Source organism: Novosphingobium sp. TCA1, assembly GCF_009811895.1.
In the GTDB taxonomy this organism is placed as follows: domain Bacteria; phylum Pseudomonadota; class Alphaproteobacteria; order Sphingomonadales; family Sphingomonadaceae; genus Novosphingobium; species Novosphingobium panipatense_A.
This window is the reverse complement of record NZ_BLJH01000018.1, coordinates 12,437-35,277: the sequence shown is the minus strand read 5'-3', so window position 1 is coordinate 35,277 and position 22,841 is coordinate 12,437. Positions and strand designations below refer to the sequence as shown.

Below are 22,841 nucleotides of genomic sequence, written 5' to 3'. Positions count from 1 at the left end.
CCTGAGCCATCAGTAGTCGCTCCCCACCTTTGTGTTGGTCAGCATGAAGATGCGATCCATGATCTCGTCGGCGCTGAGCACGCCGTAGCCGACCGGGATCGTCCGCCGGGTCTGGGTGTCGAAGAGCACGAGTGCCGGCGTCTCGTTTCCGGCCAGACCCATTCGAGCGCGCTGGCCGGAGTCGACGACGTAGTTCGGGAAATCCTTGCTCGGTCCGCCGTCCATCGAGACGGCCATCACCGACATCCTGTGACTGTCGGTCACGGATCGTAGGATGGGAGCGAACACCTCGCACGCACCACAGCTCTGCGCGTAGAAGTAGAACAGCCCATAGCGCTGGCCCAGCCTGGTGAGCACGGCGTCGCGATCGGCCTTCCGGTTGTCGAGCCACAGTCTCTTTCCAACGGTCGAAACCGGCCGTTGTAGGGTGTAGTCGAGATCGGGGTTCTGCCACAGCGCGCGTTGCCAAGTGTCGGAGAAGGTCGATGCCCGATCGAGCTGCTCTCGCTGGAAGCGCACATAGGCGATGACATTGGCCTCGGTCGGCTCGAGAATGGCGCGCGCCTTCAACTCGTCGAGCTGCTTCGTGATCGCCGCCATTCGCTCCGCAGCGCTGGCAACGGGCGGCGGCTGGCGCGCTTCCCTGTTCTCGGCCGGCTTCGGCTTGGCACAATAAAACCATTGGCCGAGCTTCCGCTCGCCGCAGTAAAAGGCGTCAGGCGCATCGCGATCGAGCCCGTCTTCGGCGACCGCTCCGTCCTGCGCCAATGCCGGCGTTCCAACCACGACCGGCGACAAGACGAGCAGAAGCATCGCTACCTTAGCGTGTCGCAACATCCGTTGGCGTCCTTTCACCGTCAGTTTGATTTGTCGCGGAGGGTGGGGGCAGGTGGGGTAGTGGGTCGGGTGCGGCCGGCGTGCTCCAAGCGGGGAGGTGGAGGCAGCAGTCGAAACCGCGGGTGCTTCTTGTTCCGCATGGGTGGCCGGGTTTGGGAGGCGGAAGCGGCGACTGGATGAGGAGCAACGCCACGATGGCGGGCAATTCAAAGACGGCCATCGTCCAGCTCCCCTGTCGTTAGGCGCAGCACGGCCATCATCAGGGCGACGTCGATCAGGCGCGTCCCCTGATCGAGCATTCGGATGAGGCCGTTTGCGAGCACGCGGGAGACCCGTCGGCCCTCCTCGGTCGCCATCAGGCTGCCGCCAATCATCGCCAGCCAACCGCGACCGACCATTCCAGCTGCTGCAGTGGTAACGTCCTCACCGGTGATCGCCGTCTCGAACCAGCCGCTCAATGTCTCCGCAAGAGCGTCCGAACCGATCGGGCTCATGGCACGATAGACGGCCAGGAAGATGGCGAGCTCGAAGACCGTCATGGCCCAAGGGCACGGGCTGCCAACCCCGGCGGGCCGCGGATCAGTTGCCATGTAGGTCATAGTAGGCCTGGATCTTGTGCTGGATGTTGGACAGCGTCTGCACTTCATCGGGCAGCTTCGCGGCCTCCATGAAGTCGGAATAAACCTCGGTGAAATCCATCAGCGATAGATCGAGCTGGGCGAACTCTTCGATCGCAAAGCCTTGGCATTGCTCCCGCTTTGGAGGACCCCAAGGCTTTCCAAGCTGGACTCGTCCCTGTTCCTGAAGAATGCGGGAGAGCTTGCTCTCGAAGCAGCAATAGGCGGTGCGCCTCGTCTTGCAGATGCCGAGGAAGCTCGAAGAGCAGTAGCTGCCGAGATTGTGGCAGAAGCCCATTCGATCCTTGATATCGAGCTTCATCTCATCCTGTGAGCAGGCGAACAGGGTTAGGAACGGCGTGGCGAAAGCGGCGATGGCAACCGGTCCGCCGGCGAGTGCCGCAGCCCCTGCCGCAACCGGCACGACACCGGATACCTTGCCAGCGCAGCAGTTGATCAATCCGAAGACCGGCTTGTGGCAGGTTTCCCGCTTCCCACTGAAGACGCGGTAATCAGCCTCGTTGAATTCCTTCCCCGCCTGATCGAGCGAGTGCAGTCCGACGAGCGCGTCCCTGAACTCGGTCGACGCTTCCCGGACGATCGGCTCGCAATCGCCGTTGATGCAATAGACGTCGCTTCCACAGATATACTGCTTGTCACCCGGCACGGTGCTGCCCGGCGCCGGACATTTATAGACCTTCTCAACGACCTTGCAGGGTCCGCTTTGGGGATCGTCCAGGCACGTATCTCGGAGATGATTGCACTGGCGGTTGTTCTCGAGGTCCGTGCAGTCGTTTCCTCTGCTCAGCGTGTGGCACATGTAGTTGCGCTGCCATGCCCAGCACGACTGGGTGATCGGGACGCCTTCGAAGGTCCGCGTTTCGGCGCCCTCAACGCAGACGTCGTCGTCGGACGATCTCCGGCACAACTCGTCCGATGCAAAACCAGCGCAGCTGCTGTCGTCACGCGAGACGGTGACGCTTACCTCGCCTTCCTTCTTGAGGAAGACGGTCCCGGTCGCATGGTTATAATGATGAGGGAGCTCCCCTTGCGGGAGCTCGGCGCCGCACGAGAACTGGGTTGCGGTCCCGGAAAGCCGCCGCTTGCAGAAGCGCAGGTAGGCGGCTGGATCATCGCCACCCGCGCCTAGATCCATCTGTGCATCGCAGATGTGCTTGCTGACTCCGGTCGACCGGCAGACGCCCGCCACCGACTTGGCGTTGAGATAATTGAAGTCCGCGAACCCGTAGCCGGCCAGGTTGGCCGGGACGCCATAGTAGAACCAGCGCTCGCTGTTCGTAATCTGCGGGACCATCCTGATCGTACAGGTGCGCGGCTCTTCCGTGAGTTTGGTGCCCGTGTTGCAGGTCGCCTCGTAATAACCCTCCGTTCCAATCCCCGGCGGCAACGGCGTGCACGTCCCCGAACCCGCCGATATGCTTTCTCCATCGAGAAACGCGGTGGGATCGTTCTCGACCTGCGTGGCGCGACTGGTCGTCGCGAGAATCTCCGCATTGCTGAAGGTCGGGCGCACGCGGTCAGCGTCTGTGACGATCCGGTAACTCTCGTTGCCCGCCTTCGAAGCCTGGGCATCCGCCACAAGCCTGTCCGGATCGTCGAAATATGTGCTCTGTGGCAGACTGGTGCCGGTGAACCCCGGCACCGCCTGCGCCTGTTCGTCGCTGGAAGGCACCAATGAAGGATCATTGCGCTTCTGCTGGGCCATCGCCTTGCCCTCTTCGCGGGCCTGCTCAACGGTCATCTCCTGTGCGCCGGCCGGATGCACCGTCAGAATGAGCGCCAATAAGCCGCTCGACAGGATACGCCTGAGCTTCACCGGCTGCGCTTCATGTTCGACAGGGCAACCGCGGCGATCCGCGCTCCCGGCCCATTGCCTTCGGCGAAGGTCGTAAGCGCGTATTCGACCGTCACGTTGCCGATCATGCGGTCGTAAGGGGGCAGCTTCGTCTGGCAGGAAAAGCCGGCGCAAAGGTCGAAGTCGGACGAGACCGTCACATAGGTGGGTACCGCTTGGACCTCGAATGCTCGGAAGAGGCGTGGGTCGATGCCGATGCTGGCGAGCTGGCCTTGATCGACGACCTTGCTGAGGCGCGCGACGAAGTCCTTCGCCGAGTTGTTGGGAAAGCCTCGAAACACGACCACCCCACCAGCAGCGGCGGTATCGCGGACCAATTGCCGGAGTGAGTTTTCGGGCATCGAGAGGCTGGCGAAGACGATGAACTGGGGGGCCTCGCCGCCGTTGGCGCCGATATTGCCAGCTGCGCCCTGCACGATCTCATCGAAATCGACCGCACCCGCCGGCCCCTTCGGCAGATCGGTTGATGCGACCCGCCGCATGTTCTCGAGGCCATCGCTCTGAACCGTCGCGGCATCTTCCCGGAAGCGATCGCCGCGATCCTTCACCTGCTCGACGAACGCTTGGGCCTCCGTTGCGAGATCGGCGGCCCGCTTCTTCACGGCCTGGACATCGACGCCATCGACCGACTGCGCGAGCAGCGTCGACAGGCCTGCGGTACAGAAGAGGGCGAGACCACCAAGGGTGAGAAGGCGCATCGTAATCCCCCTAGAGGACGCAACAGTTGCGCTTGCGCCAGACGAGATAGCCCATGTCCTCGCCACCGGCGGGATAGGCGCGTCCAGCATCGGGTGGCATCGTGGATGCCCCGATCGCCGAGCAGGCAAAGCGTCCGCTGACGGTCGGGATCGGGTTGACCATCTGGAAGCGATATTGCTGCTTCCTCATCACCGGCATCAGGTACTTTTTGCAGAGTCCGGCCGACCCCATCGTGCCCCATGCCAGCGCCTGGCGATGCATTTTGTAGGCAAATCGCGACAGGGCGAGCCGGGACGACTGCACGTGGCCAATCGACGCCGGGATGTTCCCGTTGAGCGGGTACATCGGGCCTTGGCAGCCTGCACACCAGAAGAGCGGATCCAGCGGGAGGTTCACCGTTCCGGCGATGCAATCGCCAGCACACGCGGCTTGGGCGACCGGGTTCGCGAAGACGATCGCTTCCGGGTTGATCAGGGCCGCGAGCGAGTCATCCTGCCACAGCGGATCGACCTCCGTCATGTAGGCGATATCGAACGAAGCCTGTTCGAAGCAGACGAAGTCGGTGAGGATCTCCATCCAGTATAGAAGCGGATATACGTACCAGTGGACGTGCCACTTAGCCGTACTCTGCGAGCGGCCGCCGACCATCGAAGGGCCGGCAAGATAGCCTTGCCCGATGTCGAAACCTGGCGCGATCCGGACGCCGCCGAGATTCGGAAAGCACCACGGCTTCATCGTCACGTCCGCGAGCCGGGCAGGTTCCCAGAAGCCGACCGCAATGCCGATCCGCGGGAGCGGATCGGAACACGCACAAATCGGCGAGGAAGGATTTTTCGGATCGGGTCGGCCGCTCGGCCAGATCTTCAAGCCGCCCACGGAGAGCGGGAACAGACATGACCAACAAACGTCGGTGACCGGATTGACGAACTTGCCGTGGCAGGTTGGTGCCGCTTCGGCTTTTGGCGAGAGAACCAGGCCGGTCAGGACCATTCCGACGAGGATCACAAGATGGCGGAGCAGGCGCGACGTCATTCGGCTTCCCCGATCTGCTCAAGGAATGCCCGATCGGCGCGTTGCTTCTTCGCGATGTAGACCGCGGTGCAGACCAGGAGCGCCGCCAGCAGTGACGCGGCCGCGACCGCTGCGGGGCGTCCGACGGCGCGGTGCAAGGGACCGAAGAAGCCGATAACGAGTGCGCTCGAAAAGCAGAGCGTCTGCCAAGCCAGCCTGAGGCAACGCAGTCCGCGGGTTTCGGGGGCGGCCATTGGCGTCCGGAGCAGATCGAACCAGAGCGGCATCAGCTCGCCCCCCCGGGCTTAACTACATGCTCGGTCACGCGCATGACGCGCCCGTCCTGGCGAACGACCGCCGGCGTGTGTTCGATGCCGAAGCGCGAGGTGAGCTTGCCCTCCTGATCGAAGTAGAATCGCCGCTTCCTGCGGGTCATCTCTTCGATCGGCGAGCCGCCGACGAAAATGATCTTGGCGGCTCGGTCATCGTAGCGACCCGTCGCCCAGGCAACCTGGCCGGCATCGTCCCCGTCAACAAACACGAGCGCCTGCTTGACCGCCACGAAGTCCAGCGGGTTGAGCGTTTGACCGGCCGCGGCGATGAGATTGCCCTTCTGATCACGGATGTCGCGCTCGAGCCGGACCGACGGATCATACTCCCAAGCTCGCGCAACCGACGCCGGTGAGAGACCGGCGACGGGGGTCGGCCGGCGCACCTTGGCCTCGACGCGTTTGGCGAACATCGCGTTCGTGCGTGCAAGCTCGCCTGTCGCTTCAGCTCGCTTGAGCCGCGCTTCGATCGTCGCGAGCAGGTCCGGCTCGATGACCGGGAAGCTTTGGGCCGCCTGACCATAGTCCCGCGCCTCGCTGCGCATCGCGCCCATTAGGGCAATCGTCACGCCGAACAGCGCGACGCCTGCAGCGCTCGCGACAGGGCGGATCACAGCACCGGCTCCCCGACGCCGACAATCTGCCGGCCGCACACGAGACCGATTTCGGCATATCGGCTGTCGAAGCCGTCACGGTGCGGAGACCCAGCAAAGAAGCAGCCCGGCGGAATCTGACCGACCGCCCCCGGTGTCAGCGGATCGCCCGCCTTGGTCCTCGGCTTCATGCGCGCGACCGGCTCGCCGTTGATCGTCACGAGCTGCCCGGAGTGGCTGACGATGTCTCCCGGCACACCATAGACGATCTTGCCGAACATCTGCGGCTTCGGTCCGAAATGGCGCTTGAGCAGCTCGGAGCGCGGGGGATCGAAGAACACATGCTCTCCCCTCTCCGGCATGGCGTGGCGGCGGATCAGGAAAGCCCAATTGGGCAAGGAGTCGGTCGTGTTGATGAGCAGCACATGGCTGTCGCGCCAGCTGCCGATCGCACTCAGCCCGATCGAGCAGGCGACCGCGACGCCGAGCAAGGCCCACAGCCGCTTCCTCGGCCGCCACCGAAGCGGTGGGACCTCAAGGACGGGGGCTGCCATCGGGCCCTCCGAACGTCGATACTGTTGCGCCCTGCCCGGCCTGCCCTCTCGGCTCCAGCATCGCGGAAGGCACGGGCGCAGCCGGCGGCACAAGCTGCTGAGCCGCGCCGATCGGATCGATCGAACCCGCCTGGGCGGGGCGTGCCGCCAGCGCGGCCTGCGCGGCTGCCAGTTCCTGCATGCGCTGCAGTTCCTCGACGGAGGCGCGCTTCGGTACCGGCACACCGGACGCAAACACCGCGGCCTTCAAGCTCTCTGTAATATCCGGCACGTTCTTGGTCAGGACCGCCTCGCCGACGAGGACCACCTGCCCGCGCGCGCTTCGCCGCTGCAATTCCTTGTCGAGCGATGCCATGAAGGCCCGCATCTCGGCCTGGACGCGGTCCGGCGGCGACCCGGAAAATCGCTGAGCCTCGACATAGTCGCCGACAAGGGCGGACAGGCGCGCTGCCACGAGGGGCTCCTCCTCTACCGAGGTAAGCGCGCGGGTGACCCACATGCCCCATATGATCGCGGCGAAGAGCGCCGCTCCCGCGAGGATCTGGCGTCGGCTGAACCCTGCGAAGGCCGCTTTTCGAGCCGTGGGGGCAACTGCGCCGGCGCTCGCCGGCGCCGCCGGAAGGTCGAGTTCGGTCTGTTCAGCCACGGCGACCGGCTCCCTCTTCGCGACGACGGGGCAGAAGCTTGTCCCGGCGCAGCAGGATGATCGCGCTCGAGAGGATCAGATGCGCTGTGCCGAACGTATGCTGGAAGGCAGCCGTGCGAGCCGCGTCCGCAGCCACGTAACGGCTCGTGAAATTGTGGAGCTGATGAACGAGACCACCGAACGACAGGTCGCCCAGGAGCAGGAAGAACAGGAAGAACAGGCCCCATGTGATCAGCAGCGTCGAACCCACGACGCCCAAGCCGTGAAGCATGAAGTGGAGGACAGCGCGCCAGGGAACGGCGCGAGCGCTCCACTCGTCGTCAGCCGTCCGCACCTTGTCGATGATCGTCGCCATGATCCTACTCCGCGGCCATCGCGATCTCGCTCTTTTGATCGAGATTGCTGGTCCATTTCTCTGGGTTGTCGGGGAACGCGATGCGCTCGATCGCTTCGTCCATGCTCAGGCCCTCGGCGATCAGGCCATCGATCGCGGCGAAGGTCTTGGGGCTGGAGGAGAAGAGCGTCGCCGAATAGGGATCAAGGACGAGTCGCCCGACCGCGAGCGTGTCGGGACCCTTGATCATGATATCGGAGTATTCGAACCCGTTCCGCTTGAGCGATCGGAGCAACGCGTCGGTGTAGTCGTCCATTTCGAAGCGATCGTGCTTCTTGAAGTCGGCAATCGTTTCCGGCTTCTGCTGCAGGATCACGAACCAGTCCGAGTTCTCGAGCGCAGCGATCGACCCGGCCGACTTGTAATAGTCGTTGAGCGATTGGGTGGCCGTCACGAGCGACGCGCCATATTTTCGGCACGTTCGGGCATAGGTTTCGATAAAGTCGGCCATCGCCCCGCCGCGGAGCATCTGCCAGGCTTCGTCGAGAAGAAGCGCCTTGGGGATCGACCGATCGAGCTTGCGCATCATCTGCTGCGACATGAACATGATGGCGGTCAGGACGACGCTGCGGAGTTCCTCGCGCGCCGACAGGTCCGAGAGCTCGAACACTGTCAGCTGCGCCTTCAGTTCGAACGACACCTGGCCCTGGAAAAACCGACCATAGGTCCCGGCCGACGAGAAAGGCCGCATCGCTATCGCGAGATTGGCGGCGAGCGGGTTGCCGGTCGCCTCGAGCGCTTCGATCACCAAGTCGATCGAACCTTCGCTGCCGTGGGCCTCCCAGACTTGGTTGACGGCGCCGTCGATCAGCCCGCGTTCGGTGTCGTCGAGCAGATTGATGTGACGCGACATCTGGTTGATGATCGCCTTCAGCATCGCCATGCAGTCGAGGAGATAGTCCTCATCCTCCGCGGCCTGCGCCTGATCGATCATGGAAAAAGGGTTGAGGCAGAAGCCCGAGCTCATCGTGAACTCGACGAACGCCCCGCCCTGGAGCTTCGCGGAATGCTCGAACGACCGTCCGTCATCGATGACGACCACCCTGGCACCGGCGCCGCAGAGCGACCCGCAGAGCTCCTGGAGCGCGACGGACTTGCCCGAGCCGGACTTGCCGAACACCGCCACATTGTGGTTGCCGGCTGCGTTCTCGAATGGGCTCCAGAAAAACGGCTGCCCGCGCCGACCGATCAGAAGCAGATGGGGCACCGCGCCTCCCAGATACTCCCCCTGCAGGGGCGCCAGGTTGGCGGCGGTCGTCGTGAGCAGCGTGCGCATACGCTTCATGCGCTCCAGATCCTTCGACAGGCCGTTGGCCATCGTCATCGGCATGGCGCAGAGCAGGCCCATCACCTGGAGGTAGCGATCGTCGAGGAGGTCCCAGCCTGCGGCGCGATAGATGGACTTCAGCACTCGCTCATGGCTGTCGCCCTTGCCCTTCGGTGAGAAGGACGTGACGCTGAAGAACACCCGGACGAGCTTGCGACCCTGCCGGATCTCCTCATTGACGTGCCGCCACTCCTGCGACTGCTCGCGAAGTTGCGGCAGGAACTTCGATGACTTGGAATCCGCCAGGCTCGTCGTCCGCATGAATTTGTAGCTGGCTTTGTTGGTGGTGGCCTGTGCATCGGGAAAGTCGATGCACAGGTTCGTCGCGACCGGGCACGGCATGCGCAGCTTGTCGGTGAACATGTCGCCGATCAGCCGCGCGACATCCCAGGGGGCCCAGCGGTTCGGGAGGTTGCGAACCGAGAAGGATCGGACGTCGAAGACGTCGGGATAGATTTCACCAATCTCGGGCGCGCCCTCGAGCGTCTTACCCGTGGGTCGGAAACGCTCGGTGCGCAGCAGCATGCGGTCGGGCTCGACGTGCAGCTCGATGTCCCGCCGGATCGCCTGGTCGGCGATGGGATCGAGGGGATTATAGCTGACCGCATCCTCGCCCGCCGCGGTGGTCGGCGAGGTGATGTCGTCGATCCAGCCGATCAGCGCGACGGGGTCCATCTTACGGGCCGAGACATTGATCGACTGAAGCGCCGAGATGATGCCTTCCATCACCGAGACGATCTGTTCGACCGAGACGCTCGAGGATTCCGGCGTCGAGTAGGAGATCGCCACGCGGTGGTTGCGGAGGCAGAAAGGGGCATCGGCCGACAGCGACGCCCACACGCCGTCCGTCAGGAAATCGACGCGGTGCTTTGCCATGCGCTCGTAGACGCCGCGAGCCGAGTATCGCGGCAGATACCATCTCGACAGGCGTTCTCCGACCCGCGGCGACATCCACTGATGAAACTGCAGGCACCCTGGCGCCGGAATACCTTCCGAAAGAAACTGCGCGAGGATTTCCCCTGTGCGCTCGTCTGCGCCGACCAGCGGTGCCGCCTCGATCACAAACCCGCGCGACGCGCTGTTGTAGAAGATGCCGGTTTTCGGATCGTAGCTCCGGTAGGGTAGCCAATGCGCCAGCATCGGTACTCCCAGATCCGGTCGCTGTGTGTCCGGCCGTTTGCTGTCGCCGAAGACGCCGGCGAGAAGATCGTCGAAGAAGCCTTGACCCATGTTAATTGTCCTCCGGGCCAGCGCCGGGGAAGCCGGGGGCTCTAACGGTGGGCTTCGGGGCGGGAAGCGAGCCGGCGGGAGCGAGCGGCTCATCTGCGGCGGCGATCGCGGTAGCGGCGTTAGCCGGAGGTGCCTGATTCTCCGGGCTCCCCGCTGCGCCAAGCTTTTCCTTGCCGACGTCACTGCTCGCCTTGGGCGCGACGGCCGCTGGCTTCGGCGTTGCCACGCCCTCGGCGCCAGGCGCGGCTCGCGGCGTGCGGCCCGCCTTGGGGGCTAGGCGAGCCGCAACCTCGGATTTAATAGCTGCCACCGGATCCACCGCGCGAGCGCGCGCGGCCGCCACGGCAGCGGGATCGGGAAGGTCCGGATCGACGGCAAACGCGACGCTTCCTTGATCGGCGCGGTTGACGGCATCGGCGAGCGATTCCGCAGGCGCCGGTGCTCGCAACGCATTTCGATCGGGCAAGCTCGTCGAATTGGCCACCACCTCTTGGTGCCACTCGCCTCGCTGGACCACCGCGTGCACGGCGCTTGCTTCATGCAGCCGCCCCCTATCATCTATGTACGGCTGGAAGACGATGCGGAGGACGCGCTCCTGGGTTCGCCGAGGATCGGCCTGGCCGAGCGGCAGCGGCTGAACAGTGGAAGCCTTCCGGGAAACCCTGGCGGTCGATACCTGAGCTTGGGAACCGCCTGCTGGCGACAATTCCGAGCTGCCGGCGCTGTCCGCGATCATGGCCAGAGCGCGGTCATCGATGGATGACGAAGGCGCGCAGATGCCGTCGGGAGCCGAGCAAGAGAAGTTTCCCTTCACGTTGCCGCCGAAGGTCGTGCACCCGCCGAGCGCAGCCAGCCCGAAGACGCCGATGAAAGCTCGTTTGCGAGCGCACCGTGGATCGTGCGCGCTCACGACGTCGCACCCTTCAGCCACGCCTCGAGGAACTCTTTGGGCCGGTAACCCTCGATCACCACTCCGTCGCTGCGAACGATGATCGGCGTACCGTTCAGGCCGTGCTTTCGTGCGAACTTCTCATTGGCATCGAGGCCCGCGGTATTGCACGGACTTGGCGCCTTGAAGGGCTCGCCGGCGTATGCCGCGTGCAAGGCCTCTTCCTGGTTCTTGGAGCAATAGACGCGGTCGGCGATGTCGCGGCTGCCGAGCACCGATATCGGCCGCTCGACAACCTTGACCTCCATGCTGCGCAGCACGTTGGTCAACGCCCGACAGTAGCTGCAGCGGAAGTCGGTGAAGACGGTAACCGTGTGCTTGGCGGACCGGTTACCCCACACGATCGCGCCGTCGGCCGGCAAGCTCGCGAGGTTCAGCGCGGCGGGCTTGGCCGGGACGGTAACCCTTTTCGCACCGCTCGCCACACCGGCAATGCCCGAATCGGGGCTGCCGGCTTCATCGGCGGCGGCATTGGCTCTCGCCGCGCCGCCGACAAGCATGTCCGGGTTGATCTCCAACAATCGCGCGGCAGTCAGATCCTGGCGCGTTTCCATGTCGTAGACCCGGCCGATGATCAGATAGCGCGAGCCGTGGTTGACGTAGAATAGGTTGGATCCTGCGGTGACCTCGCACAGACCGTCGATCTTCTTGCAGTCGACCTTTGTCAGCTCGGTCTTGGGCAGCCGAGTTTTCAGCAAGCTCACGACCTGCGTTTCATCGACCCTCGCCGCATCCGCCGCGAGTGCGATACCGGCGATGCCGAGCGCCCCGACCGCCAGGATCGCAGGAGCGGAACGGGCGACGGCACCGAGCCGTCGCATCCGATCAGTTGCGGACATAGACACCCTCCAGGAAAACGATCTCGACGTCGACGCCCGTCGGCATCTCGATGACCGGTTGATATTGTTCAGCGCGCTCGATCAGGTATTTCGAGACGTCCTTCCCGGCCTCGGCAGCGCCGCCGCCGAGCGCGCGCAAACCGACGCTGCCGAGATTGGGGGTACGATTTAGACCGCCCTCTCCATTGTCGCTGATGGTCGCCAGCGGCTGATTGAACGCCGAGTTCAGCGCATTGCCGCCGCCGCTGACCAACCCGGCCAGGAACGCTTGCATCGCGAGAGATCCCTCACGGCTGACGACCCGGCCGCGAACGCCGGTCTTGCCGCCGAAAGCGATGAAGCCCTTGACCTCGGACACTGCGTAGCGGCCACCCGGCTGCGGGCACGTCATCTTCTGAAGTTTGACGTAGACCTTCTCGCTCGAGAGATCGCCGCGCGCCGCACCGTTGATCAGGCACCCCTCGATCTTCGTCGTAAGAAGACGCCCGTTTTGATAGACCGAGCGCGCAGGCCCCGTGACACGGAGCACGACCGGCAGAGGGTCCGTCTGGCTGTTCACGCCGGCGCTCGCATCGACGCCGACGATGACCTTCGCGCTGGCGAAGCTGTTCGGCGGGAGGTAGTTGATGCTGTCGGTGAAGGTCGTGCTTCCCTTGGCGATCCTCGTCGCCGTACCGCCATCGGCAGTCTGGAAGCTCACCAGCTTGACCTCCGCCCCGCTACCGGCGGCAGGCAATGCCCGCGTCGCGGAAGGGCTGTCGGGTCGCTGATAACTCTGCGTCCCACCCGGTCCATACATGGCGCCGGGACCTGGCGCCGGCGGTGGCGCTGCCCTGGCCGATGCCATGTCCCGTCGAAGCTGATCGTTCTCCTGCTGATAGGCCGACAGGACACGGGCGCCGTCGGCCTGCATCGCCTGATTCTGACCCTTGAGCAGCTCGACCTGCTGCGCGAGCTGGTCCATGCGCTGCTGCTGCCCGTTGACAGATTTCAGCTGGTTCTCGACCGACTGCATCTGATTTTCGGAGAGCGCCATCCACTCCTGCTGATTGAGGTTCTTGTTGACCATGTCCTTGGTCGACACTTCGACCTTGGTCGCATCGTCCAGCGCCGCGCCCGATCGGTCGCCATCGTCACCGAATATCCAGAAGGATGACGCCACGAGTCCGACGCCGGCGACCCCTGCCAGCAGCATCCGCTGCCGCTTCCGCACGCTTTCGTTCGTAGTCAGGTCGCTCGAGACGGGGGACACACCCTCATCCGTGGTGCTGTCGAGGGGCGCGCGCTTGCGCCTCAGGAGATCGCTCAAAGCCATGTCATTGCCTCCCGTTCGAAGAGACGAGGTAGGCCGTCGTGACCTTCCCGGGATCGAGTCTTGGTTCCGCGATCGACACGGCGAGCGCGCTGGCGGGCGCCACGGTCGCTTCGGTCAGCGTGACCGCATCGCTGCCGCTGTTCTCGATGCGAAGGACACGACCGGTGAGCTCCGCCCCGCGGTACTCGGCGATCATCTGCACCTTGAGGTCGCCGACGTAGACCGGACGCAGCGCGCGCTGCCGCATCTCGTAGCCTTCGGCGACTTGGTTGGCGTACATCGCCTGCACCAGTTCAACGGCGTTGTCCTGCGGACTGGCCGCGGCGACCTGCGGCGAAGCTTCCTCCGCCTTGTCCTTTGCGATGGCAGGGTTGGAGATGAAAACCTGCACCGCTTGATCGCCCGCGATGCGGCAGACGAACTTGTAGACATAACCGCGCTTGCTGGTGCCGAAGAAGGAGAGCGCCCGGCGGCCGAAGCCATCCGGCACCGACAGATAAATGTCACCCCGGACCGGCTCGTTCACGACCGAGAAGTCGTCCTGCGTGTTGCCGGTCGAGATCTTCGAGACCGAGGCGAACTCATCCTCGACCAGGCTGATCCGCGTCAGGTCCTTCGCCGAGGCAGCACAGTCGACCTGGCTTCCATCGGAGGCCAGGACGGTCTGGTCGGCCCAAGCCGGCGCGGCGATGAGCAGCGCGGCGATGGCAACCAACGACGCGCCGAAGAAGCGACTGACGAAGCAATAGTAGCGGTTCAGGAGGGCAACGCCGGTCGCGGCGCTGCCGATTACAAAGACCGACATCACTGATCCCTCTCCTTGCCGGTCGTCACCATCCCGAAGCCCACAAGCTTCAGAGAGAGGCCGGAATATTGCCAATTGAAGCGAAAGGTCCGCCGATCCTTGGCAATCACTTTGTTGCCGACGATCGTGTGGAGATCGCCGGTGACCGTCGACCAGAGGTTCTTCGGGTCGATCTCCATCGTCTGGATTGTGAAGAACTGCGCGATCGACGAGCCGCGCTGCTCGTTCACGATCTTCATCAGATCGGCGCGGACGCGACCTTGCGCACTGGGCGCTGTGATCTCGAGGACCGACTTCATCCAGTATTCGAGATTGGACGGGCTGCGGTCGAGCGTCAGCACGGCAACGTCCCGCGTGATAAGCTCGAGATACTCCCTCGACACGCCAGCGCTGCTCACGGAAAGCGGCGAATGAAGCACCGGCTGCAGGACGACTTCGCGATCACGGGTCGCGGTGACGAGCAGCAGGATCGCGGAGAGGATGCTCAAGCCGACCGTCGTCACTATGAGCAGGTTGCGCTGCTTCAGGACGCGCTGGCTCTGGGCGTGGGTGTAGGAGATTTCCATCTTACCCCGCCATCAGCCGGAGGTAAGAGGGTGGCGTGGCCTTCATGCCGGTGAACCCGGCAGGAAGATGCCAATAGGCCATGTGAAGCAGCCAGGATGCCGCCCGACCTGCCTTAGCCTTCTTCAATCCCCACCAGCCTGCGCCCGCAAGCAACATGCCAAGAAGGATATGCTGAGACAGGATTCCCCAAACGAATGGGATCACCATCGCCAGGAATTCATCTAGCGTCCACAGCCCGATTAGCTCCGGGTCGTCTAGATGAGACGGAATGACGTACTTGTCCGCAGCCATTGCACCACCCCCTCCAAGAGCCGGCCGGATCTGCTAGTCCGACCGACCATCGGACTCTTTAGATCGTTGCCGTCACGGTCGAGGTGACGATCGGAATGCCGGTGCCGGCGCCCACGCCGACGCCGACCGGGATCGCGATCTGGCCCATCGAGAAACGGCCCGAAGCGAGCGCCACGATGCCGCCGGCGAGCGAAAGCACGGTGATGATCTTGCCACCGGAACCCTCGAGGAAGTCGGTGAACTTCGTCAGCGCGGTGTCGAACGTGGTATCCGCTCCGGCAAAGGCCGGACCGGCAAGGAGGAACAGCGCGAACGCCAACGCGATGAGGGCGAGAATCGCCAGCTCCGCACGGCCGCTGTATTTGAGGACAGACTGCATGAGAGTTTCCCTTCAAATCGAACGCGACTGTTTCCGCGCCCATTTGAAGGGTGACCCTCCCCAACGATGACCGACAACAAAGTTTCCAACGTGCCCCGTGGATCAGCTCGCTTTATACATCGAAGACTACTGCCACCCCGGCCCCGCAGGGCACCTTGCCCCGTCGGACCGGGCGGACTGCCCCGGATTCAGGGGCGCTGCGCCCGCTGGCCAAGGGCGTAGCGCCCACAATTTGGGGCGCCGCTCGATTATTGCGACTACGCATAAATGAGAGTAGATTCGCAGCCGTCGATCTTCGGATCGAGCTGGTCTGCGTGGCAGCACCGGGAAGCGAGCGGGTTGGCAAACGTGATCGAGGAGCGTTCGACGATCGATGCAATGAGCGCGGCTCCGCGCCGGATTCCGCTCGAGATCTCTGAACACTTCTTCCGCCTTACGACCGAGAGTCTGCGCCTGCATGCAAACGAGACGATGCAGTTTCAGACGCTCGATAGCCTCCTCGACCGGAGAATCTTTTGCGATGCCGCCGCAGTCGATCAGCAGGCCGAGACCATTCGCGAGCATCTCTCGACCGTTCCTACCGGGGGCGACATCCAGATCTCTGTAAACATCGCTGAGGCGAGCGCCGACAATCTGGCTGCCTTGAAGCGCCAACTTGATGAAATGCTTGGCAGAAGCCTCACGCTGGCGGACACGATCTCTGTGGCGCTGTTCAATTACGTCGTCGGACAGAAAGCTGCCGGAATTCTGCAGCGCCTCTGGTCGCGTGACGCGGCGACAGAGGCGGAATCGTCCGCCAGTGGCGGGAACGTGGTCCGGCTTCGCGCCACTTCCATCCAAAACGGTGCTGTTGCAGTGAGATAGTCGACCTTGCCAAGGCTGGGCACCTATGGTTTCGTCGGAGCCCTAACCTAGTAGAGGGGGCTCGGTGCATGTCTTCCCCTGCCCGGATCGAGGCGTCGGAGGACGCCGGAAATTCGGTCAACGGCAACCAGCGGGATTTCATCCCGCTGATCTTGGAAGCCATGTCCGAGAAAAACGTGGGGCAGCGGAAGCTCGCGCTGAAGGCTGGCATCAGCAAAAGTCGCCTCGGTCTCCTTCTACACAGCGACCCTGGCAAACGAGCGACGATGTCGCTGCGGGAGTTTCAGCAAATCCTCGACGCGCTCGATATCAACATTGTCCAAGCGATCATCACCGTCGAGACATACCGCGATCAGCGCCTCTTCCACGACGAGCGGTTTGCCACCTCGATCGCAATGTTGACCGAACTCTTCCAGGGCCTTCCGTCGATGCTTCTTTCCGCGCTGGATGAGATCGAGGGCATGGACGGCACCGAGGTCCGGAAGGAATGGGCCGGGCCTTTGCGCAAGGCGCTCGTTGAGAAGCTCGTCAAGGAAGTCTCGGCCGTGATGGCGCGCAGAGACTTCCTTTCCGAGGTTTCGAAGATCGGGCTGTAGCTCGTACGATTCAGTCGTTGATTTGCATCCAGAGCAACGCCTTAGAAGGATGATACTGACGCTGTACGCCCGGTAGCGAGGGGCGGCGGGAACGGCGCTCCGGCAGCCGCTTGCACCATCGCTACGCGCGGCACGCCCGCTAGCCGCCGCCAGTTGAGAAGGACGCTGTCAACGTAGTTCTGCGTCTCGAGGATCCTGGGAACGGCGCCATTGCGAATCCGCCCCGGTCCGGCATTGTAGGCAGCAAGGGCGAGATGGACCTGCCCGAAACTGTCCAGTTGCTGCCTCAAGTAGCGTGCGCCCCCGCGCAGGTTCTGCTCAACATCGTACCGATCGACGCCGAGACCAACCGCGGTGGCCGGCATCAGCTGAGTCAGCCCGAAGGCATTCTTTGGAGAGTATATGTCCGCCTGATAGCCGCTTTCCCGAATGATCATCGCATCGAAGAGACCGACCGGAATTCCATGCTCGCAGGCGATATTGCTCATCATCGCATAGTAGCCGAATCGGCGCCTCTCGACGTTACTGCTCAGGAACCCTGCCGGTCGGTAGCTCGTCGGAGTGCAGCCAGGTGTGAAGCGGGTCGTTGCGTCCGCGAAGGCGAGGCGTCCGCCCATCCATCCCGGAATTGCGATCGCAGGCGGCGGACGGAGCGCCAATGGCGGCCGATCGGGACCAGCTATCGCTGTGCCGGCCGACATGGCAGCTGAGTCCGACGATGCATCCACTGTGCCTGCTGAGGCGAAACTGCTCGCCATCTCGAAGGAAACCCAGCGCCGGCTCAGATCATGAGTGCGGAAGGCGTCGACCACGGCTGTGGCGTCCGACAGCGCGAACTCGGCGGCCCCTGACCCCTCGTCTCGATCGATCGCCCGCGCTACGGGCAGTGACGGCATCGTGAGTATCTCGACGGTTCTTCCTGGTCGAGACGGCTGCGCCTGAGCCTGCACGCCGGTGAGAACCGCAGCGACGGCGACGATGCAAAAGCTAGGAAAGCGCATTCGGGTCTCCGATCCGGCTGAGACCAGAAGTGGAGATCATGCGAATTGCGGTTGTCAATCCTGCGATTCGTGTCGAGCATCGACACCAAGTGTTCGAACAGGCTGTGCCATGTGGTTGATCGATCGCCATACCGACGGGCTCTGTGGAACCCGCATTCCCCTGCCATCGCCGCTTCGGGAGGCGTTGGTGACGTGGTACCGCGGCGAGGGGACGCACGACGACGAGGATGCCGGGATCACGCTCGTCCAACAGGCTCGGATTGGAGACAAATGGCTCGCCTGCGATTGTCTCGGGGGCAATCAGCCGCCGCCCATCCTCACGCCTGCCTTCCTGTCTGAAGCCGAGACCTATTACCTTCGTCGCCTGACCAGCTCGAAGCGGCCAGAGCATCTTTCGGACTGCCCGTTCTTCCGCGACCAGGTGACCAACCGCATAACGCAAACGCGCGACCCGCGGACACCGGCCGATCCACCAACCGGCTATTTCGAGGTGTTGAGACCGGCGCCCGAGAAGCTCGCGCAGCGCCCAGACGATGACGGTGGCGATGACCGGACTCGAAGCGCATCGGTCCCGCGTCTCGCTCGTCTCTTGTGGCGCCTGCTCGCCGCCAGCCGCCTCAATATCTGTCCGCCGCTCGCCGACGAGCCTGCGGAGCGGACGATCGTCGAAGAGTTCCGCGCGCTGAGCCGGGCGGCCACCCACATCGACATAGCGCCGGGCATCGAACTCGGCCGAGTACTCTGGACGCACGGTCGGGCCCTGCACAGCAGACGCGCCTACGCCGGCATCCGAGCCCTCGCTTGTCAATGGCCGCGCGGGCACGCTCCGCAAGGCTTCCTCACTGTCTTCGCTTCGGAGTTCAGAGGGTCGATGATCTATCCGGCGGGATGTGACCCGATAAGGGTTGCCAATCGTGTCCAATCGCCGGCGGTGCTGGGCAACGCAGTGAAGGGGCCATATCTGGTGATCGTCGTCGTCGGCGAATATCCAGAAGCGAGAGGCTACGCGCCGCTGAGGGCGTACGCGCAGCCGATCTTCTCCGGTAATCGGTTCATTCCGGTCGAGACGGAGTTCGAGCGCCGCGTTCTGAGATCGCTGCTGGAAGCGAGGAAGGCGTTCGATCGCGACGGGATCGATTTCGTGATCGAGAAGCCGGTGTTCGATCGGCTCACTCCGCTGGGATCATGCCGGCCCGACTTTCTTTGCGAGGCGCGGTCCCGTTCGACGGGCGAAATCCGGCAGCTGATTGCGCAAGCCGGGCACATCGAGATCGAGGTACATCCCGCGCTTCGGCGGAGCCTGGAGCAGATCGCTCCCACCATCACGATTCAACCGAGCGATGTAGAGAACGGGCTAGTCTATCGCCGCCTCACCGGCGGTTTCGAGCAGCATCTTTGATTAGTGCCGCCTCAGCTCCAAGTCAGGGTAGCAGCGAATGAACCGACGATTGCCAGCGTTACGGGAGTCGATAGCAGATACAATTTCTGCCAACGCCACCAGGTTCGAGGGATGAAAAGGAGCGCGCCGTGGACTGTGCGGAATTCACTCCAAGCCTTTTCTCGGAAAAGCTGCACCGCTGTCGTCGTGATCGAAAGAGCAACTGCAAATGCACAGCACATCCCAACTGCGACATACAGCGCCAACCAGTTCTCTATCTCAATCGGCGACAGGTGAGCCATACAGCCTCGCAAACCTTCACTGCCCGTAACGGCCCTTGCTATCGTCCGTTCCAAACCCCTGGTCTTTAACGAACGGCGCAGCCTGAGAAGCGATGAAGATTACGCCCCGCATAGCCGAGCGGCACGGCCGCACTCGCTCTACGTGCACGCCTCAGGACGCTCGGGCTTAGCAGAACCGCTCCTATGCCCGCCAGCCTCTCGTTCTACGCCGCCAGCTATCCCAGGGATGCGATCCGAAGTCGGGCAAGGCGGGTCATTGGCGCCTCTCGAGAGCCGGCGATGTCAGCGGTCAGGAACAATACCTCGGCTCCACAAGAATTCCGGAGTCGTGAGTGTCACTGGTATTTGAGGCCGCGGTTGTCGAAGGCAGGCTTCGTTCCCTCCAGAACGTTCACGACAGCGGTATTGAGAGCTGCGTCCTCGATCGCTCCCGAGAGGTAGGTGATGCTGCAGGCTGCCTTGCGGTCGAACTCCGCGAAAATGATCTGCTCGGCATCGCACACAACCGCCAAGTTCGGATTATGCGTGACCATGATGATCTGCCGGTTTTCCTTGGCAGCGTTAAGGACAGGCACAAGCAGACTGACGATCGTCTCGTTATCCAAATTCTCCTCGGGCTGATCGAGAATGATCGGATTCCGCTTCTTGTCCACAAGCAGGTAAAATATAAGGAGTAGGGCACCGCGCTGGCCGGGTGATAGCTGCTCGATCTGCGTGTCCTGGAACAGGAGCGTATATTTCGGCTCGAGATATTCGAAGCCATAAATCAGGTCGTACACCTCGTTCGGAGTCCGATCCTTGCGCATCAGCATCATAAGATCGGCCTGGCTTGGCGATCGCTGCCGAGCTGACTCGTGCAGAAGCTGATGCACGTCCGCCGCAAATGCCAGCGCACCGGTTCTGGTGTTCAGATCATGAGCTTCGAGACGGGCTTTGACGGCAGCACGGCTTTCATCCTCACCGCGCAATTCACCGATACTTTGCTTGATAAGTGCAAACAGCTTTTCGGACACCGCGTCATGGTAGGCCGCTAGGTTTGCCTTAAATTGAAGTCTGTACTCGTCGCGGATGAGCGTATTTTCCCCAATCAGCTTTTGAAGGGGCTCGAACAGAACAGACCGCTGATCACGCTGGATCGCAAGAATATCGAAGATTTGTTCCGAGATATCGATACGGTGTTGCCTCCGCTCCGCCAATGCCGCTGGAAGCTGGTCGAGTTGGGCGAGACGCGCCTCAAGACCGCGTTTGCTGTCCGGTATCTCGGCCGTGCCTAGGATAACATCGACCGAGGTCTGCCACGTTCTTAGCGCATTTATAAATTCCTGGTACGCTCGTTGCGGCCCATCAAGTGCGTCGGTCGCGGTAGCTATCTGCTCGGCATGACCTGCCTTGAGCGTCTTGATCTCCTGAAGGCGTGCGGCGATCGCCATCGTCTTGGTTTCAGCGTCTACATCAGCTTCGCGCAGCTTTTCGTCCTTGATCTCGAGAGCTACGACGTCCGCGGGCTCAAGACCAATTTGCTGAAGATCCTCTGCTATTTCGGATGTCGCGGTCGCCACTTGAGTTCTCAACAGAGCTAGACGCTCACGGATATTGCGAACGGCCTTGCGTCGAGCCGATAGGGCGGTCAGCGTCTCGCCGGATAGCTTCTCTTCGGCATCTAGCGCCTCGTTCGTGGCGACCAACGAGGCCAGAGTGGTGGCCGCGGCTTCCTGCTCAGGCGTGAGTGTTTCCGCCGGTTCGGGAACAGACGGCGGCTTGCTTAGATCCAGCTCGGCAATCTGGACCGCCTTCAGCCGGATCTGCTCCTCGATATTTCTCCGCGTGGTTGGATGAAGTTGATCTTCGATGCCGGCAATGAGGCGATTAACAGCGACGAGGTTTTTCCGGGCCTCGTCGAGGCGGACCCGGAGCACACCTTCCTGCGCTTCGATTAGCTGATCGAAGTCAAGCGCCCCGAGCCTATCCTCGGACGGAATATGGGAGAAGATGACGGAGCGAAGTTCCTTCTCGAAATTTTCCGATCGGCCCGTGACGTGCTCGTTGCAAAGGGCTTCGAACCTGCCCTGCGGCACATAGCGTACTAGCTCGACCCTATCGGCCGCAGGATTATCCGCCAGATTAGCCCGCGTCGGCTCACCCGCCAGCCAGCGCAGCTCCCCTTCAAACTGGCGCGCCGGCTCGCCGGACTTTCCTCTGAACCGATCTGCTTTGAGGAAGGAGAAATGCGAGTGCTGCTGGGAGTTCCCGATCAGCGCGAGCACATCAGCGAGCGCGCTTTTGCCACTGCCCTTATTGCCGATGATCGCGACTAGGTCGGCGTTGAGTGGGATCGAGCAGCCGTCGAACCAGTCGTCCGCGAGCGCGCTGCCACTTACCTTGGCGAGCGTCACGGCATCAATGTAGAAAGTCTTGTTCGCCGCGACCCGCTGCAGTTTGGGTGGCATGGAGCCGATATGGCAGCGTTTCTGCGGCTCTTTAATCGCTTGCTGGAGGCCGCGCCACGTAGGATCTGCCTTGATCCAAGTGATCTTCTGCGAAGGATAGTCACCGTAGCCCCGTGCGTCGTTGTCGCCAGCCCGACCCCGAAACTGGTGCGCGTCGCTGCCGGAGACGGGAAGCCGGGGAGTTTTCCCGACCGTTTCCTGAAAATCGTCGAAAAACTTCTCGTTGGCTACCGTCCTTCGCCCGACGAAGGCATTCCAGAGCCCGTCATTGCGCGTCTCAAAAATCGGCGAGCTGTCGAAAAGACCAATGGCATAGGCGTAATGCTCCAGATGCTTGATCGACGCGAGCCCATCGTTCGTATCAAAAGGCATGAACCCCGATGCCAAGCCATCCGGAACGGCCCGCACCGCGGCTTTGTAACTCTCGACTGTGATCTCCGCAGTGACGTAGCCCGCCGCCAGCGCGACAGAGTCCGTAGACATAACAGCCGCTTTATCGAAGTTGTGGAGCTTGAGCTTGTCCGCCGTGAGCGCTCGCGCGTAGGTCATAAGCGCGTGCTCGGAGACTGGTTGTCCGGTGATCTCCAGCTTGAGCGCCGACAGGAAGTCGCGGAGTAGCTGATCCGGGATCTTGTCCGAAAAGATCACATGAGCGTTGAGGCGGCTCGCCATAGGAGCCGCGATCCTGAGCTCGATGCCTGGGAATATCGTCTTCTCAAGCGCGGGCGAGCCGACTTCGGATAGGCGCCGCTTCAACGCGAACCAGCCGTCAAAATGCCAATAGTCCTGGATCGCGAACACCGCTGGTGGCGCTTCGTTAAGCGCTTTGATCATTTCATCTACGAGTTGTCTGTCACGATCGCCGGAGCCTGATTGCGTGAATCTCTCGCCCTTCCAGTGGAATGAGGCGGGTGTGTGGATGTGGAGATCCCACTGCCGCCATTCAGATCCGCGCGGATATTGCTTGCTCACTATGCCCTCGAACCACAAACGTC

At 62.8% G+C, this 22,841-nt stretch carries 23 protein-coding genes; 3 read left to right on the top strand and 20 right to left on the bottom strand.

Features of this window, described 5'->3' with window-relative positions:
* Positions 1–9: 9 nt before the first annotated feature.
* The 18 genes from NTCA1_RS18615 to NTCA1_RS18530 all read right to left on the bottom strand — a co-directional run bounded on the left by NTCA1_RS18615 (position 10) and on the right by NTCA1_RS18530 (position 15,258).
* A complete protein-coding gene (locus NTCA1_RS18615) occupies positions 10–813 on the bottom strand; it encodes a conjugal transfer protein TraF (protein WP_159831382.1) in 804 nt (267 codons plus the stop codon).
* Positions 814–1,043: 230 nt separating this feature from the next.
* Positions 1,044–1,376, bottom strand: a complete 333-nt coding sequence (locus NTCA1_RS18610; protein WP_159831381.1) for a hypothetical protein — start codon at positions 1,374–1,376, stop codon at positions 1,044–1,046.
* A 40-nt stretch (positions 1,377–1,416) separates the two neighbouring features.
* Positions 1,417–3,216, bottom strand: a complete 1,800-nt coding sequence (locus NTCA1_RS18605; RefSeq protein WP_236549460.1) for a conjugal transfer protein TraN — start codon at positions 3,214–3,216, stop codon at positions 1,417–1,419.
* A 71-nt stretch (positions 3,217–3,287) separates the two neighbouring features.
* Positions 3,288–4,028: a type-F conjugative transfer system pilin assembly protein TrbC gene (trbC, locus tag NTCA1_RS18600; RefSeq protein WP_159831379.1), complete on the bottom strand. Its 741-nt coding sequence runs from the start codon at positions 4,026–4,028 to the stop codon at positions 3,288–3,290.
* A gap of 10 nt (positions 4,029–4,038) precedes the next feature.
* Complete coding sequence (gene traU, locus NTCA1_RS18595) at positions 4,039–5,061, bottom strand: conjugal transfer pilus assembly protein TraU (protein ID WP_159831378.1); 1,023 nt, start codon at positions 5,059–5,061, stop codon at positions 4,039–4,041.
* Positions 5,058–5,327 (bottom strand): hypothetical protein, encoded by a 270-nt coding sequence (locus NTCA1_RS18590; RefSeq protein ID WP_159831377.1) that lies wholly within the window; start codon positions 5,325–5,327, stop codon positions 5,058–5,060. Before NTCA1_RS18590 ends, traU begins: the two co-directional genes overlap by 4 nt.
* Entirely contained in the window at positions 5,327–5,947 is a 621-nt protein-coding gene (gene traW / locus NTCA1_RS18585; protein ID WP_374705204.1) for a type-F conjugative transfer system protein TraW, read from the bottom strand. The genes NTCA1_RS18590 and traW overlap by 1 nt, the downstream gene beginning before the upstream one ends.
* Before the next feature lie 32 nt (positions 5,948–5,979).
* Positions 5,980–6,516, bottom strand: a complete 537-nt coding sequence (locus NTCA1_RS18580) for a S26 family signal peptidase (protein ID WP_159831375.1) — start codon at positions 6,514–6,516, stop codon at positions 5,980–5,982.
* Complete coding sequence (locus NTCA1_RS18575) at positions 6,497–7,162, bottom strand: TrbI F-type domain-containing protein (protein ID WP_159831374.1); 666 nt, start codon at positions 7,160–7,162, stop codon at positions 6,497–6,499. Before NTCA1_RS18575 ends, NTCA1_RS18580 begins: the two co-directional genes overlap by 20 nt.
* On the bottom strand, positions 7,155–7,517 hold the full coding sequence (locus NTCA1_RS18570; RefSeq protein WP_236549448.1) for a hypothetical protein: 363 nt from the start codon (positions 7,515–7,517) through the stop codon (positions 7,155–7,157). Before NTCA1_RS18570 ends, NTCA1_RS18575 begins: the two co-directional genes overlap by 8 nt.
* A 4-nt stretch (positions 7,518–7,521) precedes the next feature.
* On the bottom strand, positions 7,522–10,113 hold the full coding sequence (gene traC, locus NTCA1_RS18565; RefSeq protein ID WP_159831373.1) for a type IV secretion system protein TraC: 2,592 nt from the start codon (positions 10,111–10,113) through the stop codon (positions 7,522–7,524).
* 1 nt (position 10,114) lies between these two features.
* The gene (traV, locus tag NTCA1_RS18560; RefSeq protein ID WP_159831372.1) at positions 10,115–11,023 is read right to left on the bottom strand and encodes a type IV conjugative transfer system lipoprotein TraV; all 909 of its coding nucleotides are present in this window, start codon (positions 11,021–11,023) and stop codon (positions 10,115–10,117) included.
* On the bottom strand, positions 11,020–11,901 hold the full coding sequence (locus NTCA1_RS18555; protein WP_159831371.1) for a DsbC family protein: 882 nt from the start codon (positions 11,899–11,901) through the stop codon (positions 11,020–11,022). Before NTCA1_RS18555 ends, traV begins: the two co-directional genes overlap by 4 nt.
* Positions 11,888–13,216: a TraB/VirB10 family protein gene (locus tag NTCA1_RS18550; protein WP_159831370.1), complete on the bottom strand. Its 1,329-nt coding sequence runs from the start codon at positions 13,214–13,216 to the stop codon at positions 11,888–11,890. The genes NTCA1_RS18555 and NTCA1_RS18550 overlap by 14 nt, the downstream gene beginning before the upstream one ends.
* Position 13,217: 1 nt before the next feature.
* Entirely contained in the window at positions 13,218–14,021 is an 804-nt protein-coding gene (locus NTCA1_RS18545; protein ID WP_159831454.1) for a type-F conjugative transfer system secretin TraK, read from the bottom strand.
* Positions 14,021–14,587, bottom strand: coding sequence for a type IV conjugative transfer system protein TraE (locus NTCA1_RS18540; RefSeq protein WP_159831369.1), 567 nt, complete (start codon positions 14,585–14,587; stop codon positions 14,021–14,023). The genes NTCA1_RS18545 and NTCA1_RS18540 overlap by 1 nt, the downstream gene beginning before the upstream one ends.
* 1 nt (position 14,588) lies before the next feature.
* Positions 14,589–14,879, bottom strand: a complete 291-nt coding sequence (traL, locus tag NTCA1_RS18535; protein WP_069207811.1) for a type IV conjugative transfer system protein TraL — start codon at positions 14,877–14,879, stop codon at positions 14,589–14,591.
* A gap of 58 nt (positions 14,880–14,937) precedes the next feature.
* Positions 14,938–15,258, bottom strand: coding sequence for a TrbC/VirB2 family protein (locus NTCA1_RS18530; protein WP_126001461.1), 321 nt, complete (start codon positions 15,256–15,258; stop codon positions 14,938–14,940).
* Between the two features lie 339 nt (positions 15,259–15,597).
* Here NTCA1_RS18530 and NTCA1_RS18525 point away from each other — a divergent pair, with 339 nt between their 5' ends.
* Entirely contained in the window at positions 15,598–16,122 is a 525-nt protein-coding gene (locus NTCA1_RS18525; protein WP_159831368.1) for a hypothetical protein, read from the top strand.
* Positions 16,123–16,190: 68 nt separating this feature from the next.
* Positions 16,191–16,718 (top strand): XRE family transcriptional regulator, encoded by a 528-nt coding sequence (locus NTCA1_RS18520; RefSeq protein WP_159831367.1) that lies wholly within the window; start codon positions 16,191–16,193, stop codon positions 16,716–16,718.
* A gap of 41 nt (positions 16,719–16,759) precedes the next feature.
* On the opposite strand, the gene NTCA1_RS28520 is transcribed toward NTCA1_RS18520, so the two are convergent.
* Positions 16,760–17,719 (bottom strand): lytic transglycosylase domain-containing protein, encoded by a 960-nt coding sequence (locus NTCA1_RS28520; RefSeq protein ID WP_201282542.1) that lies wholly within the window; start codon positions 17,717–17,719, stop codon positions 16,760–16,762.
* A 109-nt stretch (positions 17,720–17,828) separates the two neighbouring features.
* On the opposite strand from NTCA1_RS28520, the gene NTCA1_RS18510 reads away from it, so the two are divergent.
* The gene (locus tag NTCA1_RS18510) at positions 17,829–19,118 is read left to right on the top strand and encodes a hypothetical protein (protein WP_159831366.1); all 1,290 of its coding nucleotides are present in this window, start codon (positions 17,829–17,831) and stop codon (positions 19,116–19,118) included.
* 616 nt (positions 19,119–19,734) lie between these two features.
* Here NTCA1_RS18510 and NTCA1_RS18505 read toward each other — a convergent pair.
* Positions 19,735–22,818, bottom strand: a complete 3,084-nt coding sequence (locus NTCA1_RS18505; RefSeq protein WP_236549446.1) for a TrlF family AAA-like ATPase — start codon at positions 22,816–22,818, stop codon at positions 19,735–19,737.
* Between the last annotated feature and the right edge of the window lie 23 nt (positions 22,819–22,841).